We start from the raw sequence: 14,674 nt of genomic DNA, 5'->3' as shown, positions 1-14,674 counted from the left end.
GGCTGGACGGGCGGCACACCGCCGCGCACAGTCGAGGGAAGGTCCCACGGTGATCAGCATTCCCGCGTACACGCTCAACGACGGCACCAGCCTCCCCGCCCTGGGCCTGGGCACCTGGCCGATGAAGGACGAGGAGGCCGAACGGGCGGTCCGCACGGCCCTGGAGACGGGCTACCGCCTGATCGACACGGCGACGAACTACCGCAACGAGACCGGCGTCGGCCGCGGGGTCGCCTCCGCCGGTCTCCCCCGCGAGGAGATCGTCGTGACGACCAAGCTGCCCGGCCGGCACCACGGCTACGAGGAGACGCTCGCCTCCTTCGAGGAGTCCCGCGCCCGTCTCGGTCTGGAGTACGTCGACCTGTACCTGATCCACTGGCCGCTGCCGCGCGTGGACAAGTACGTCGACTCCTGGAAGGCCATGGTCAAGCTGCGCGAGGACGGCCTCGTGCGGTCGGTGGGCGTCTCCAACTTCACGGCGGAGCACATCGAGCGGCTGGAGAAGGAGACGGGCGTCCTGCCGTCCGTCAACCAGATCGAGCTGCACCCCCTCCTCCCGCAGGACGAGCTGCGCGCCTACCACGAGCGCAAGGGCATCCGCACCGAGAGCTGGAGCCCGCTGGGCCGGGGCAGCGACCTGCTGGACGACCCCGCCGTCGCCGCGGTCGCCGAGGCGCACGGTGTGACGCCCGCCCGGGCCGTCCTGCGCTGGCACACCCAGCTGGGCGCGGTGCCGATCCCGAAGTCCGCCGACCCGGAGCGGCAGCGGGCGAACCTGGACGTCTTCGGCTTCGAACTGGACGCCGAGCAGATGCGCGCGGTGGCGGACCGCGTGCACCGGCGGATCGGCGGCGACCCGGAGGTGCACGAGGAGTTCTGAGCGGGGTACCCGGTCCGGGTCGGCGAGGATCGAGGTCTCTGGGGAAGGAGCGGCAGGTGGACGGCGAGGACGACGACGGGCTGCGGGACTACCACGGCAAACGGGACTTCGGCCGGACCGGGGAGCCCGCGGGGCCGAGGGCGCCCGGCGAGGGCGGATCCCCGGGTGGGGACGGGCCACCGCACTTCGTCGTGCAGATCCACGACGCGAGCACCCTGCACTTCGACTTCCGTCTTCAGGTGGCCGACGTGCTGAAGTCCTGGTCCGTGCCGAAGGGGCCGTCGGCGGACCCGAGCGACAAGCGGCTCGCGGTGCCGACGGAGGACCATCCGCTGGAGTACGAGGAGTTCGAGGGCGTGATCCCGGCGGGTGAGTACGGGGGCGGCACGGTCATCGTGTGGGACCACGGCACCTACGAGCCGCTGAGCCACGACCGGCGGGGACGGCCGGTCGACTTCGCCGAGTCGCTCGCGCACGGGCACGCCCGGTTCCGGCTGCACGGCGCGAAGCTGCGCGGCGAGTACGCGCTGACCCGGTTCCGCGGCGGCCCGGACGGCGGCGCCGGTGCGGACGCGGCGTGGCTGCTGGTGAAGACGGCCGGCGCCGGGCGCGGACACGGCACCCCCGACCCCAGGCGGGCCCGCTCCGCGCGCACCGGCCGCACGCTGGCGCGGGTGGCCGCGGAGGGCGGCGAGGAGTAGGCGGGCGAGGAGTGGGCGAGGGGCAGGGGCGGGCCGGAGCAGGGGCCGCGCGGCCGGTTCACTCGGGGGGCAGGGGCTGCTCGGCCCAGATGGTCTTGCCGGTGTCCGTCTGGCGGCTGCCCCAGCGCTGGGTGAGCTGGGCGACCAGGAGCAGGCCCCGGCCGCCCTCGTCGAAGGCGTGGGCGCGGCGCAGGTGGGGCGAGGTGGAGCTGGCGTCGGAGACCTCGCAGATGAGGGCGGTGTGGCGGATGAGGCGCAACTGGATGGGCGGCTCGCCGTACCGGATCGCGTTGGTGACCAGCTCGCTGACCACGAGTTCGGTGACGAAGGCCGTGTCGTCCAGTCCCCAGGCCGTCAGCTGTTCGCCGACGGACCGCCGGGTGGCCGCCACTCCGGCGGGGTCCGGGGGGACGTCCCAGGTACGCACCCGGTCCTCGTCCAGCGCCCGGGTGCGGGCCAGCAGCAGCGCGACGTCGTCGCCGGGCTCCTCGGGCAGCACGGCCTTGAGGACGCCGTCGCACAGCGCGTCGAGGGAGGTCGCGGGCGCGGTCAGCGCCCGGCACAGTTCCGCGGTGGCGTGGTCGACGTCGCGGTCCCGGTCCTCGACGAGTCCGTCGGTGTAGAGGGCGACGACCGAGCCCTCCGGCAGCTCCAGCTCCGTCGCCTCGAAGGGCAGTCCGCCGACGCCGAGCGGCGGCCCGGCGGTCACGTCGACGAGCCGGGTGGTGCCGTCGGGGAGGAGGAGGGCGGGGGCGGGGTGACCGGCGGCGGCCAGGGCCAGCCGGCGGGAGACGGGGTCGTACACGGCGTACAGGCAGGTGGCGCCCAGTTCGGCGACCTCCGTGTCGCCGCCGTCGTCCGCGCCGCCGGCCGCGAGGTGGGTGACGAGGTCGTCGAGGTGGGTGAGGAGCTCGTCGGGGGGCAGATCGACGTCGGCGAGGGTGCGGACGGCCGTGCACAGGCGGCCCATGGTCGCCGTGGACGGGATGCCGTGGCCCACGACGTCGCCGACGACGAGGCCGACGCGGGTGCCGGAGAGCGGGATGACGTCGAACCAGTCGCCGCCGATGCCCGCCGCGGACGCGGAGGGGAGGTAGCGGTGGGCCACCTCGACCGCGGCCTGACCGGGCAGGTCCCTGGGGAGCAGGCTGTGCTGGATCGCCAGGGCCGTGGAGCGCTCGCGCGCGAAGCGGCGGGCGTTGTCCATGGAGACGGCGGCCCGGGAGACCAGTTCCTCGGCCAGTACGGCGTCCTCCGTGGCGTACGGCTCCCGGGGCGTGGTCCGGGCGGCCAGCGCGACGCCCAGGGTGGTGCCGCGGGCGCGCAGCGGGACGGACAGGGTCGAGCAGACGACTTCGCGGAAAGGTCGGTTGTGCGGGGCCTCGGCCTCGCGGGTCCGCATCCACCGGTCGAAGTCCGGGTCGCCGGGGCCGCTGAGGACAACGCGGCTCTCCCGGACCGCCCGGGCGGGCGGGCTGTCGGACGGGTGGATCTCCTGCCCGCCGAGGTGCACGGCGGGGGTGGGGAAGCCCTCGGTGGCGGAGGCGTGGGCCACCCGGCGCAGTCCGTCGGTCCCGGGCGGCGCGGCGTGCGGCTCGTCGCTGCCGAGCACCCAGTCGAGCAGGTCGACGCTGGCGAAGGCGGCGAACCGGGGTACGAGGAGCCCGACCAGTTCCTCGGCGGTGCGGACGACGTCGAGGGTGCTGCCGACCGCCCCGGCCGCGTTCAGCAGGGCCAGCCGCTCCCGGGCCCGGTGCTGTTCGGTGCTCTCCAGCGCCGCCATGGCGACGGCGGTGAGCTTGCCGAAGGCGTCGTGGACCGGCCAGATCTCCACGGTCCAGGCGTGCAGGCAGCTCCCGGCGGGCGCGGGGCCGTAGCTCTCGTACTGGACGGGCCGACCCCGGTCGGCCGCCACCCGCAGGTGGTGCAGGAAGCTCCGGGGGTCGCCCTCGAAATCGGCCAGCGTGTCGGACAGGCTGCGGCCGAGCAGTTCCTCCGCGGGCCTGCCCATCATCCGGCACGCGGTGTCGTTGACGTGCACGAAGCGCAGCTCGGGGTCGAGGACGGACATGGACAGGGAGGCCTGCCGTACGGCGTCGCCGATCAGGGCGGGCGCCGGGCCGCCGGGCGCGTCGGCGGTCGCCAGGTAGCCGCCGGGAGCGCCGTCGGCGCCCCGCAGGGGGTGGATCCGCAGCCCGAGGCTCACCGGGTGGCCGTCCCGGTGGCGGACCACGACGGTGCCGGACAGGGCGGTGCCGGCCGGGTCGGTGCGGGACAGGGGGCGGGGGCGGGTGAAAGCGCCCCGCGCGAGCAGGTTCCGCGCGGGGCGTCCCACGACCTCCTCGGCCGCGTGTCCGGTGAGCCGCCGCGCGCCGTCGCTCCAGCCCGTCACCAGTCCGCGGGCGTCGACGGTCATCGCGGCGGAGGAATCCTCCATGTCGTCCAGGATCATCCCAGGACGATGCGGTATCAACCGGGGCGGAGCGCGAGGGGTCCGGTCACGGTCGGTGAGCGCGGAGCGCGGCGAGGGCGCGGTCGGCGTGCGTGTTCATCCTGATCTCGCTGCGTACGACCTCCAGCAGGGTGCGGTCCTGCCCGACGACGAAGGTGACCCGCTTGGTGGGAGCCAGGCTGAAGCCCCGCTTCACCCCGAACCGCTCGCGGACCGCGCCGTCGGTGTCGGACAGCAGCGGCATGCCCAGCGTGTGGCGCCCGGCGAACTCCTGCTGGCGTTCGACGGGGTCGCCGCTGACGCCGACGGGCCGGGCGCCGACCGCGGCGAACTCGGCGGGCAGGGGGTGCCGTTCGGATCAGGCCGGCTCCAGGCAAGGGTGCCTTGTGGCCGACCCGAGCGGGGTCTGGTGCGTGCAGCTGCAAGGCGGAGGAGGGCGACAGGGCGGAGCCCTGGCAACCGACGACAACGCCGCTGGGGGTACCTCCCACGCCCTTAAGGCAGTGGGGGAGTGCGTGCCAGACCCCGCGCCCCCGGCAGGGTCCGAACGACACCCCCTGGGTCGCGGAAGTGGCAGGCCTCCGCGGTGCAGCCGGTGGTCAGGGCGGCGGGGTAGAAGAAGAGGACGACCGGGCCGTCGGCGAGCAGTTCGGACAGGCGGCGGGGGGTGCCGGTCTCGTCCGGCAGCGTGAAGTCCTCGACGGTGTCGCCGACGGCGGGCAGCGCGCTCATGACCGGCTCCCGCTGCTCTGCGCGACGGCGCGGGCCCACAGCACGAGCGGCACCTGCACGGGCAGCCGTCCGAGGGCGGTGGCCCGCTGCGGGGCGGGGCGGTGCCGCCAGTCCCAGGCCATCTTGACGTTGGCGGGGAACACCCCGACGAAGAAGGCCGCGGCACTCAGCGCGGCGGCCCTGCGGGTGCGCGGCACGGCGAGTCCGGCGGCCAGCGCGAGTTCGGCGGCGCCGCTGGCGTACGTCCAGGCCCGGGGGGTGCCCGGCAGGGAGCGCGGGACGGTGGCGTCGAAGGAGCGGGGCTGGGCGAAATGGGCGGCGCCCGCGGCGGCCAGCAGGCCGGCGAGCAGCAGGGGTGAGCGTTCGGACCGTGACACGGTTCCTCCTCATGGGGGCCTGCCGCGCGATATTACTCGACGGTAAGAACCGGCGGGTGAACGGTTCCCGCCCGGCGGTTGTGGGTGCCGGGCGTGCAGCCGAAGGCACGCCGGAAGACCTCGATGAACGCGCTGGCGGAGGACCAGCCGCAGCGGTGGGCGACGGTGGTGACGGGCAGGTCGTCGGCGAGCATGCGCAGGGCGTGGTAGAGGCGGGACTGGGTGCGCCACTGGGGGAAGGTCATGCCGAACTCGCGGCGGAAGAGCCGGCTGAGGGTGCGTTCCGCGGTGCCGGTGGCGGCGCCGAGGGCGGCGAGGGTGCGGGTGTCCGCGGGGTCGGCGTGGACCAGCGCGCAGACCTCGGCCAGCCGGGGGTCCCTGGGGGTGGGCAGGCGCAGCGGCTGCTGCGGCGAGGCGCGCAACTGGTCGCACAGCACGGCCAGGAGGCGGCCGCGTTCCGGGCTCGTGTCCCGGGGGTCGAGGGTGTAGGCGACGATCAGCTCGCGCAGCAGCGGGCCGACGGCGAGGACGGCCGGGCTGTCCAGGCCGAGCGGGTTGGCGTCGGCGGGCAGGCCGACCAGGTGCAGGTCGAGGCGGCCGTGGGCGCGGTGGGAGTGCACGGTGCCGGCCGGGATCCAGATGGCACGTGTGCCCGGCGCGAACCAGGTGCCGGACTCGGTGGTGACGGCCACGACCCCGGACCCGGCGTGGACGATCTGGTGCTCGTCGTGCCGGTGGGCGTCGATCCGCTGCCCGGCGTCCAGCCGCTGGGCGCGGGTCGGGGCGACCGGGGTGTGGCGGATGTCCGGCATAGTTCGGCAGGTTATCGAAAGCGGGCCAGGCCCGGTGCGCGTGACGATCGACGGGTGACCCCCATTCGCGCCCGGCCCCTCGTCCTGCTGTCCTTCGGCCACGCCTGCGTCGACGTCTACCAGGGCACCGTGGCCGCCCTGGTGCCGTACTTCGTCGCCGAGCGGGCGTACGGCTACGCCGCCGCCTCGGGCGTCGTCCTCGCCGCCTCGTTGCTGTCGTCGCTGGTGCAGCCGCTGTTCGGGGCGCTCACCGACCGGTGGGCGCTGCCGTGGCTGCTGCCGTTGAGCACGCTGACCGCCGGGGCGGGCGTCGCCCTCGGGGGCGTCACCGACTCCTACCCGCTCACCCTCGCGGCGGTCGCTGCGGGCGGTGTGGGGATCGCCGCCTACCACCCGGAGGCGGCGCGGGCGGCGCGGGCGGCCGCACGGGGCAGCCATACGGCGATGGGGTGGTTCTCCCTGGGCGGCAACGTCGGCTTCGCGCTGGCGCCGCCGCTGGTGTGGGCCGTCGTCGGGGGCGGCGGTCTCGGCGCCTCCTGGCTGCTGGCGCTGCCCGCGGTGGCGGGGGCCGTGCTGTGCGGGACGGCGGTGCGTTCGGCCGGGCCCGCGCGTGCGGCGGGCGGCCGTACGGCGGTGGCGGCGGGGACCGACGACTGGGCGTCCTTCCTGCGGCTCACCGGCGCCGTCGTGTGCCGTTCCGTCGTCTTCGTCGGCCTGAGCACGTTCGTTGCGCTGTACGTGCGGGAACGGGTGGGCGGCGGCAGCGCGGCGGGGACGGTGGCGCTGTTCGTGCTCTATCTGGGCGGCGCGGTGGGCACCGTCGCCGGGGGCCGGCTCGCGGACCGGTACGGGCGGCTGAAGGTGGTGCGGCGGTCGTACGTCCTGACGGTCCTCGCGGTGGCCGGGGTCGTCCTCGTGCCCGGTCCCGCGGTGTACCTGTTCGTCGCCCTGACGTCGGCGGGGCTGTACGTGCCGTTCTCCCTGCACATCACGCTGGGCCAGGACTACCTGCCGCGCCGGGTGGGGACGGCGAGCGGGGTGACGCTGGGGCTGGCGGTGAGCGTCGGCGGGCTCGCCGCCCCGGCGCTGGGCGCACTGGCCGACGCGTCCTCGCTGCGGGCGGCCCTGCTGCCGCTGGTCGCGCTGCCCGCCGTGGGCAGGCTGCTCCTGTGCGGCCTGCGCGAACCGGCCCCGCTCCCGGCGCCGCCCGCCGTCGGCTCACGGACGGCACGCGACGCCGACGTGCGGTGAGCGACGCAGACGTGCGGTGAGCTTTCGACCGACGACCGGCCCACCGCCCGCCCCTCACGGCCGCGAACCCCGGGTCGGCCCGCCCCTGGGCGTGACGGGCGCCAGCCACATGCCCACGATCGCGTCGACGAGGCCGTCGGCCGCGTCCTGCCAGCTGGCGCGCGGGGTCGGGCGGTTCTCGGCCAGGGCCCGCTCGCGCTCCTCCGCGGTGTGCACGATGAGGTGACGGGCCATGTCGCCCCGCTCCGCGCGGACCTCGTCCGGCAGCGCGGGCATGCAGCGGTTGCGCCCCACGATGATCGCCCGCAGGGAGACGGAGGCCCGGGACTCCTCGGTCATGATCTGCCGCAGCGCCGGGTCGGTCATGACCTGGGCGCAGAACCGCGCGTACCAGGTGGGGCTGCCCAGCGCCGCCAGGTGGTCGAACTGCGGACGGACCAGGCAGTCCACCCAGTCGCGCAGGTCCGGCGAGTCGCCGAGGGCGGCGAGCTGCCGGGCGCGCAGCTCCTCGACCCGCTCCGAGTGGCGCTGTGCGATGGCCCGGACGAGGTCCGTCTTGGTGCCGAAGTGGTAGCCGACCGCGGCGTTGTTGCCCTGCCCGGCGGCCTCGCTGACCTGGCGGTTGGAGACCGCGTACACCCCGTGCTCGGCGAACAGCCGCTCGGCGGTGGTCAGGATCAGCTGCCGGGTCGCGCTGACCTGTTCCGTCCGGACCGCCCTGCCCGCCATGATCACCACCGCGCCGGGACTCTCTCCGCACCGCCCGCGACGACCAGTCCCTCAAGTCGTCGCAGGTCCGCCGACGTGCGGCGGGTTCTCACGAAAGCCTACGGCGCGGCGGCGGGACACCGCCGACCGGCCCGGACGGGCGTCCGCTCCGCACACCCCGTAGGATACTTCAAGCGACTGACTTAAAGGTTCGCGTTCCGGTTTCGTTTCTCCCACCCGTCGCAAGACTCGCCGCCCGAAAGGCTCTTCCATGCCCGCTTCCCCCGCCTCACCACGGCCGAACGCCGTGGTGGCGGTACTGGCCCTGGCCGGGATCGTCGTCGCGCTGATGCAGACCCTGGTCATCCCGATCATCCCGGAGCTGCCGAAGCTCCTGGACGCGTCGGCCTCGGACGCGGCCTGGGCGGTGACCGCCACGCTGCTCGCCTCCGCGGTGGCCACCCCGGTCGTCGGCCGGCTCGGCGACATGTTCGGCAAGCGGCGGATGCTGCTGCTCAGCCTGGTGCTGCTGGTCGCCGGTTCCGCGGTCTGCGCGCTGAGCGACGCGCTGGTGCCGATGGTCGCCGGCCGCGCCCTGCAGGGCCTGTCGGCCGCCGTGATCCCGCTCGGCATCAGCATCATGCGCGACGAACTGCCCGTCGAGCGGCTGGCCGGTGCCACCGCGGTGATGAGCGCCTCGCTCGGCGTCGGCGGTGCGCTGGGCCTGCCCGCCGCCGCGCTGATCGCGGACAAGCTCGACTGGCACATGCTGTTCTGGCTCTCCGGCGCGCTCGGCGTGGTGTCCCTGGTGCTGGTGCTGACGTTGGTGCCCGAGTCGGCGGTGCGCACCGGCGGCCGCTTCGACCTGCCCGGCGGCGTCGGCATGGCCGCCGGCCTCGCGAGCCTGCTGCTGGCCATCTCCAAGGGCGGCGACTGGGGCTGGACCTCGGGCACCACCCTCGGCCTGTTCGCCGCGGCCGTGGTGATCCTGCTGGTCTGGGGCTGGTGGGAGCTGCACACCCCGGAGCCCCTGGTGGACCTGCGCACCACCGCCCGCCGCCAGGTGCTCTTCACCAACCTGGCGTCCGTCGCCATCGGCTTCTCGATGTTCGCGATGTCCCTCGTCCTTCCGCAGCTGCTGCAGTTGCCCGAGGCCACCGGTTACGGCCTCGGCCGCTCGCTGCTGACCACGGGTCTGGTGATGGCGCCGTCCGGCCTGGTGATGATGGCGTTCGCCCCGGTCTCCGCGAAGGTCTCCAAGTCCAGGGGCCCGAAGGTGACGCTGATGATCGGCGCCCTGATCGTGGCGGCCGGCTACGGCCTGAACATCGTGCTGATGGCCGAGGTCTGGCACCTGGTCCTGGTCTCCTGCGTCATCAGCGCCGGCATCGGTTTCGCCTACGGCGCCATGCCGTCGCTGATCATGGGCGCGGTGCCGCCGAGCGAGACGGCCGCCGCGAACAGCCTCAACACCCTGATGCGGTCCCTGGGCACGTCGGTCGCCAGTGCCATCGCCGGTGTGATCCTGGCCCAGCTGACCATCGACCTCGGCGGCTTCGCCCTGCCGTCCGAGAACGCGTTCAAGGTGGTCATGGCCATCGGCGCGGGCGCGGCCCTGCTGGCCACCGCCCTCGCGTCCTTCATTCCCCGGCACCGCCCGGCCGGCACCCCGGCGGGCCCGGCTCCGGCCGACGGTGTCGCGTCGGAGCCCGCCACCGTCCGCTGACGAGGCCGGCGCCGGTCCCGCCCGGGACCGGCGCCGTTCAGGCGAACCTGGCGGGCAACGCGCGTGACGGCGCCCCGGCGGGTCGAGTACTGACCCGTGGAGCTGCCGCCGATCCCTCCGATGCTCGCCACCCCCGGCACCCTGCCGCCCGCCGGGCAGGACGCGCGCTGGGCCTACGAGACCAAGCAGGACGGGCAGCGCGTGGTGGTCTACCTGCCCGGCGACGGGAGCGTCCTGCTGCGGGCCCGCTCCGGCCAGGACATCACCGCCGCCTATCCGGAACTGGCCCCGCTCGCCACCGCGCTCGGCGGGACCCCCGCCGTACTGGACGGGGAGGTGCTGGCCCTGGACGAACAGGGCCGTGCCGACTTCCAGTTGCTCCAGTCCCGGATGGGCCTCGCGCACACCCCGGCCCGGGCGGCGCACCGGGCGGCGAAGGTCCCCGTCCACCTGGTGCTGTTCGACGCCCTGCACCTGGCGGGCCGCTCCCTGCTGCGCCTGCCCTACACCGGCCGCCGCGAGCGGCTGACGGACCTCGGGCTGAACGGGCCGTCGTGGTCGACCCCGGCCGCGCTGGTCGGGCACGGCGCCCAGGCCCTGCGGGCCACCCGCGAGCACGGCCTGGAGGGGCTGGTGTGCAAGCGGCTGGACTCGGTGTACGAGCCCGGGGTCCGCTCCCGGGCCTGGATCAAGATCCGCAACATGCGCAGCGAGGACGTCGTGGTCGGGGGCTGGCTGCCCGGCAAGGGGCGGCTCGGCGGCCTCCCCGGCGCCGTCCTGGTCGGCCAGCGCGCCGCGGGCCGGCTGCGCTACGTCGGCGGGGTCGGCACCGGCTGGAGCGCGGGCGAGCGCACCGAGCTGGCAGCGCTGCTGGCGGCCGCCGCGAGCGACGTCTGCCCCTTCGCCCCGGTGCCGCGGGTGCCCGGGGCGCGCTGGGTCGTGCCCCGGCTGGTCGGCGAGGTCCGCTACAGCACCCGCACCCGGGAGGGCATGCTGCGCCAGCCGTCCTGGCTCAGGCTCCGCCCGGACCTGGCACCCGAGGAGTCCGCCGCGGATCTTCCGGACGACCTGGTGTGAGCGGGTGACTCCGGGTCAGGTGTTGGGCTGCCCTTCACCGCGGGGACGCCTGTGCACCCTTGGCGCGGGAGGAAAAAGAGGGGACCCTGAACTCCCCTTCCCCCCACAGCCGTTGGGCTGCGCCAGCCCGAGGAGGACGCGATGTCCCCGCGTACCGCCACGACGCCCCGCCGGAGATGGCTCACCGTACCGCTCGGTGCCCTCGCCCTCGTCGTCGCCTTTCCCGCCACCGCCTTCGCCGCCCCGCCGCCGGGGCTGCCCGGCAACGCCGACAGCCTGGAGCGGATGTACCAGCCCGCCTACGACTACGACACCGACGGCTGCTATCCCACACCGGCCATCGGTGCCGACGGAGCCGTCAACGGCGGACTGAACCCGACCGGCGCACTCAACGGCAACTGCCGGGACGCCTCCGACCTGGACAACACCAACGGCTACGCGCGTGCCAAGTGCGACGGCGACTGGTGCGCCTACATGTACGGCCTCTACTTCGAGAAGGACCAGGCCCTGCCCGGGACGAGCCTCGGCGGCCACCGGCACGACTGGGAGCACGTGGTGGTGTGGGTGAAGGACGACGCCGTGCAGTACGTGTCGACCTCCAACCACGGCTCGTTCAGCGTGCACGAGCGCTCCGCCGTCCGCTTCGACGGCACCCACCCGAAGATCGTCTATCACAAGGACGGCATCAGCACCCACTGCTTCCGCCTGGCGACCTCGGGCGACGAGCCCCCGGAGAACCACGAGGGCGCCTGGCAGTACCCGGCCCTGGTGGGCTGGAACGGCTATCCGGCGGGCCTGCGCGAGACACTGAGCGGCTACGACTTCGGCAGCGCCAACTTCGGCCTCAAGGACGGCAGCTTCGCCTCCCACCTGGCCGCCGCCAAGCCGGCCGGCATCCCCTTCGACCCGAACGCCTGACCCTGCGGGGGGCGGGCCGTGGGCCGGTCGGGCGAAGCGGTCGGCCCGGGCTCCTGCGGAGCACTATCGTGTCCGCATGTCCGCCCCCGAACTCATCCGCATCGTCTCCCGCGACTCCCCCATGGCACTGGCTCAGGTCGAGCGCGTCCGGGCCGAGTTGACCGCCCTCCGCCCCGGGGTCCGCACCGAGGTCGTACCGGTGCGGACCACCGGCGACAAGTGGCTCGGGGACCTGTCCCAGGTCGAGGGCAAGGGCGCGTTCACCAAGGAGGTCGACGCCGCCCTGCTGTCGGGCGAGGCCGATCTCGCGGTGCACTGCGTCAAGGACGTGCCCGCCGACCGGCCGCTGCCCGCCGGTACGGTCTTCGCCGCGTTCCTGAAGCGGGACGACGTGCGGGACGCGCTCGTCCACCCGGACGGGCGCACGCTGGACGAGCTGCCGGACGGGACGCGCGTCGGCACGTCCTCCGTGCGCCGTGTCGCCCAGCTGGCCGCCACCCATCCGCACCTGCGGTGCGTTCCCTTCCGCGGCAACGCCAACCGGCGGCTGGCGAAGCTGGCCGCGGGCGAGGCGGACGCGCTGCTGCTCGCCGTCTCCGGACTGGAGCGCATCGGCCGGACCGACGTGATCAGCGAGGTCCTCTCCACCGAGACGATGATGCCGCCGATCGGCGCGGGCATCCTCGCCCTGCAGTGCCGCGAGGGCGACGGTGCGCTGATCGAGGCGGTCAGCGCGCTCGGCGACCCGACGACGCACCGGGAGGCCACGGCGGAGCGCATGTTCCTGCACGTCCTGCAGGGGCACTGCAACAGCCCGATCGCCGGGCACGCGCAGGTGGACCGGAGCGGTGAACTCTCGCTGCGGGCCTGCGTGTTCACCCCCGACGGCAAGGTCCGGCTGAACGCGCACGAGTGGGCCGGCCGCCTCGACCCGGCGACCCTGGGCACGTCGGTCGCGGTGGCCCTGCTGCGGCAGGGCGCCCGGGAGATCATCGACGGCATCGCGCACTGAGGGGCGGCCGCCCGGCGGGTCAGGCGGTGCCCTCCTCCGACTGGCCCCGCAGGTACGCGCTCACCTGGTGCACGAGGCCCTCGTCCCGCACCCCGCCGCACGGGGCGGCGCCGGCCCCGTCGGGCAGCCCGGGGGCGCCGCTCCACAGCCGGCGGTCGGCCCACTCCTCGTCCACCCTCAGCTGCACCTGGACGTCGACCTGGCTCAGGCTCGACTCCGGCCCGGCCGCGTAGAGCACGGCGGTGGCCCGGCGCAGCGGGTAGACGTCGAAGCCCTCGACGAACTGGGAGTTGCGCCAGTCCAGGAAGGCGCTCTCCCCGTCGGGGCCGATCCGCACGTCGATCTGGCCGTCCTCCAGGTGGATGAGGAGCTGCCGCCCGCCCCGGTTCTCGACGGTCACCCGGACCCGGAAGTACGTCAGCCCCTCGGCTGCGTCGTCGCGGCCCCGCGGCGGCTCGGCCGGCTCAAGACCGTGGACGCGGACCCGCAGGCCGGCGTGCTCGTCGTACTCCTGCCAGTCCCCGACCACGTTCGGCTCGTACACGGTGCCCCTCTCGACCTCTCGACGCTGCTTCCTATCCGTACGCTCAGCGCACTGTCAAATGAGCGGAATGCGCTGTGGCCAGGGGCTTCGTCCCTTTTGATCGGCGATCAAGCGTTGCCCAGGGACGATCCGCCGACACCGGTCCGCGCGATCACCGGGAGCGTGCCGCACATCACGTCCCGCGACGGGGCGGCCGCACCGGTCACCGTCATGCAGCCGTTCGAGTGGCCGTCCGGGGGATTCGCGCTCAGTATCCATATATACGAGGACTTGCCAGCACCCCTGCTGAGGGAGGTGCGCGTGATGCGTGTCGCCGGCAGAACCCAGCCCCACCCGCACGACGACGCCCCCGACACGGCCGCGGCGTTCGAACGGCTCGCCGGGCTGCCCGAGGGACCGGAGCGCAAGGCGCTGCGGGACGATCTGATCCGGGTCTGGCTGCCCATGGCGGAGCGGATCGCCGTCCGCTTCCGGGGCCGCGGCGAGAACCTGGAGGATCTCTATCAGGTGGCGGCCCTCGGCCTGGTCAAGGCCGTCGACCACTACGACCCGGAGCGCGGCCACGCCTTCGAGGCGTACGCGGTGCCGACCGTGACCGGCGAGATCAAACGGCACTTCCGCGACCACATGTGGACGCTGCACGTACCGCGCCGGATCCAGGACCTGCGCAACCGGGTCCGCAGATCGGCGAAGGAACTGGCGCAGACCACGCCGGGGCGCGCCCCGACCGTCGAGGAGATCGCCGAGCACGCGCAGCTGACCACCGTGGAGGTGCGCACCGGCATGGAGGCCCTGGAGTGCTTCTCGGCCCTGTCGCTGGAGGCGGAGATGCCCGGCACCGACGGGTACGCCCTCGGCGACGCGCTGGGCGGCCCCGATCCCGCCTTCGACGCGGTGGTGGACCGGGTGGCCGTCCGGCCCTGTCTGGAGGCACTGCCCGAGCGCGAGCGCACCATCCTCTACCTGCGCTTCTTCGGCGGGATGACGCAGAGCCGCATCGCCCAGCAGCTCGGCATCTCGCAGATGCACGTCTCCCGGCTGCTCACCGGCTGCTTCGACCGGATACGCGAGGAGATCCTGGCGGAGGCCCGCTGAGCCCGGACCGTCCCAGGCGGTCCTCCAGGGCGGCCAGGATCTCCGTCGGTATCACTCCGGTGCGCCCCCAGATGAGTACCGCTTCCGCCACATTGCGGAGTTTGATGTTCGTATGCTGGGAAACTTCCTTCAGGACGAGCCACCCCTCGTCCGGCGTCACCCCGCCGAGGGCGATGACCACCCCGATGGCCTGGTCGACGACGGCGTGCGAGACGACCGCCTCCTTGAGCTGCCGCACCTGCTCCTGCAGCCGGAAGACCTGGTCCTGGTCGGAATCCGGGCCGGGGTCCGGACACCCGCCGGTGGGGGGCACGGTCACCTCGGGGCCTCCGTTTCGGCGCCATGTGCGGGGTACTCGCCAGGCGCCCGCCGCACTCCCGGCCGGACAC

At 74.3% G+C, this 14,674-nt stretch carries 14 protein-coding genes and 2 pseudogenes; 8 read left to right on the top strand and 8 right to left on the bottom strand.

The features are described 5' to 3' along the window. Positions 1-49: 49 nt before the first annotated feature. On the top strand, positions 50-880 hold the full coding sequence (locus ACH4D3_RS11065; RefSeq protein ID WP_398319512.1) for an aldo/keto reductase: 831 nt from the start codon (positions 50-52) through the stop codon (positions 878-880). Between the two features lie 56 nt (positions 881-936). Then, positions 937-1,581, top strand: a complete 645-nt coding sequence (locus tag ACH4D3_RS11060; protein ID WP_398319509.1) for a DNA polymerase ligase N-terminal domain-containing protein — start codon at positions 937-939, stop codon at positions 1,579-1,581. A 58-nt stretch (positions 1,582-1,639) separates the two neighbouring features. Here ACH4D3_RS11060 and ACH4D3_RS11055 read toward each other — a convergent pair whose 3' ends face one another. The 5 genes and pseudogenes from ACH4D3_RS11055 to ACH4D3_RS11035 form a co-directional block, all read right to left on the bottom strand. After that, positions 1,640-4,018, bottom strand: coding sequence for a SpoIIE family protein phosphatase (locus ACH4D3_RS11055; RefSeq protein ID WP_398321077.1), 2,379 nt, complete (start codon positions 4,016-4,018; stop codon positions 1,640-1,642). Between the two features lie 61 nt (positions 4,019-4,079). Further along, positions 4,080-4,376: pseudogene (locus ACH4D3_RS11050) on the bottom strand (redoxin domain-containing protein); the annotation flags it as partial. Between the two features lie 218 nt (positions 4,377-4,594). Then, positions 4,595-4,765 (bottom strand): annotated as a pseudogene (locus tag ACH4D3_RS11045) (redoxin domain-containing protein); the annotation flags it as partial. After that, positions 4,762-5,142, bottom strand: coding sequence for a MauE/DoxX family redox-associated membrane protein (locus ACH4D3_RS11040; RefSeq protein WP_398319506.1), 381 nt, complete (start codon positions 5,140-5,142; stop codon positions 4,762-4,764). The pseudogene ACH4D3_RS11045 and the gene ACH4D3_RS11040, both read right to left, overlap by 4 nt. Positions 5,143-5,174: 32 nt before the next feature. After that, positions 5,175-5,954 carry an AraC family transcriptional regulator gene (locus tag ACH4D3_RS11035; protein ID WP_398319503.1) on the bottom strand — a complete coding sequence of 260 codons (780 nt, stop codon included), beginning with the start codon at positions 5,952-5,954 and terminating at the stop codon, positions 5,175-5,177. Between the two features lie 54 nt (positions 5,955-6,008). Here ACH4D3_RS11035 and ACH4D3_RS11030 point away from each other — a divergent pair, with 54 nt between their 5' ends. Further along, positions 6,009-7,205 (top strand): MFS transporter, encoded by a 1,197-nt coding sequence (locus ACH4D3_RS11030; RefSeq protein ID WP_398319500.1) that lies wholly within the window; start codon positions 6,009-6,011, stop codon positions 7,203-7,205. Positions 7,206-7,259: 54 nt separating this feature from the next. Here ACH4D3_RS11030 and ACH4D3_RS11025 read toward each other — a convergent pair whose 3' ends face one another. After that, the gene (locus tag ACH4D3_RS11025) at positions 7,260-7,934 is read right to left on the bottom strand and encodes a TetR/AcrR family transcriptional regulator (protein ID WP_398319497.1); all 675 of its coding nucleotides are present in this window, start codon (positions 7,932-7,934) and stop codon (positions 7,260-7,262) included. 250 nt (positions 7,935-8,184) lie between these two features. On the opposite strand from ACH4D3_RS11025, the gene ACH4D3_RS11020 reads away from it, so the two are divergent. The 4 genes from ACH4D3_RS11020 (at position 8,185) to hemC (ending at position 12,646) form a co-directional block, all read left to right on the top strand. Next, on the top strand, positions 8,185-9,639 hold the full coding sequence (locus ACH4D3_RS11020; RefSeq protein WP_398319494.1) for an MFS transporter: 1,455 nt from the start codon (positions 8,185-8,187) through the stop codon (positions 9,637-9,639). 96 nt (positions 9,640-9,735) lie between these two features. Continuing rightward, positions 9,736-10,716 carry an ATP-dependent DNA ligase gene (locus ACH4D3_RS11015; RefSeq protein ID WP_398319491.1) on the top strand — a complete coding sequence of 327 codons (981 nt, stop codon included), beginning with the start codon at positions 9,736-9,738 and terminating at the stop codon, positions 10,714-10,716. Positions 10,717-10,857: 141 nt separating this feature from the next. Next, positions 10,858-11,634: an NPP1 family protein gene (locus ACH4D3_RS11010; protein ID WP_398319489.1), complete on the top strand. Its 777-nt coding sequence runs from the start codon at positions 10,858-10,860 to the stop codon at positions 11,632-11,634. A 76-nt stretch (positions 11,635-11,710) separates the two neighbouring features. Further along, entirely contained in the window at positions 11,711-12,646 is a 936-nt protein-coding gene (hemC, locus tag ACH4D3_RS11005; protein WP_398319486.1) for a hydroxymethylbilane synthase, read from the top strand. 19 nt (positions 12,647-12,665) lie between these two features. Here hemC and ACH4D3_RS11000 read toward each other — a convergent pair whose 3' ends face one another. After that, the gene (locus ACH4D3_RS11000; protein ID WP_398319483.1) at positions 12,666-13,190 is read right to left on the bottom strand and encodes a hypothetical protein; all 525 of its coding nucleotides are present in this window, start codon (positions 13,188-13,190) and stop codon (positions 12,666-12,668) included. Positions 13,191-13,493: 303 nt separating this feature from the next. On the opposite strand from ACH4D3_RS11000, the gene ACH4D3_RS10995 reads away from it, so the two are divergent. Next, complete coding sequence (locus ACH4D3_RS10995) at positions 13,494-14,285, top strand: SigB/SigF/SigG family RNA polymerase sigma factor (protein WP_398321074.1); 792 nt, start codon at positions 13,494-13,496, stop codon at positions 14,283-14,285. Here ACH4D3_RS10995 and ACH4D3_RS10990 read toward each other — a convergent pair. Beyond that, positions 14,233-14,604: an ANTAR domain-containing protein gene (locus ACH4D3_RS10990; protein ID WP_398319480.1), complete on the bottom strand. Its 372-nt coding sequence runs from the start codon at positions 14,602-14,604 to the stop codon at positions 14,233-14,235. The genes ACH4D3_RS10995 and ACH4D3_RS10990 overlap by 53 nt on opposite strands. Between the last annotated feature and the right edge of the window lie 70 nt (positions 14,605-14,674).

The organism is Streptomyces sp. NPDC018026, from assembly GCF_044327745.1.
Classification (GTDB): Bacteria; Actinomycetota; Actinomycetes; order Streptomycetales; family Streptomycetaceae; genus Streptomyces; species Streptomyces rubrogriseus.
Note: the sequence above shows the minus strand (reverse complement) of the source record. Positions and strands in the feature narration are given on the sequence as shown.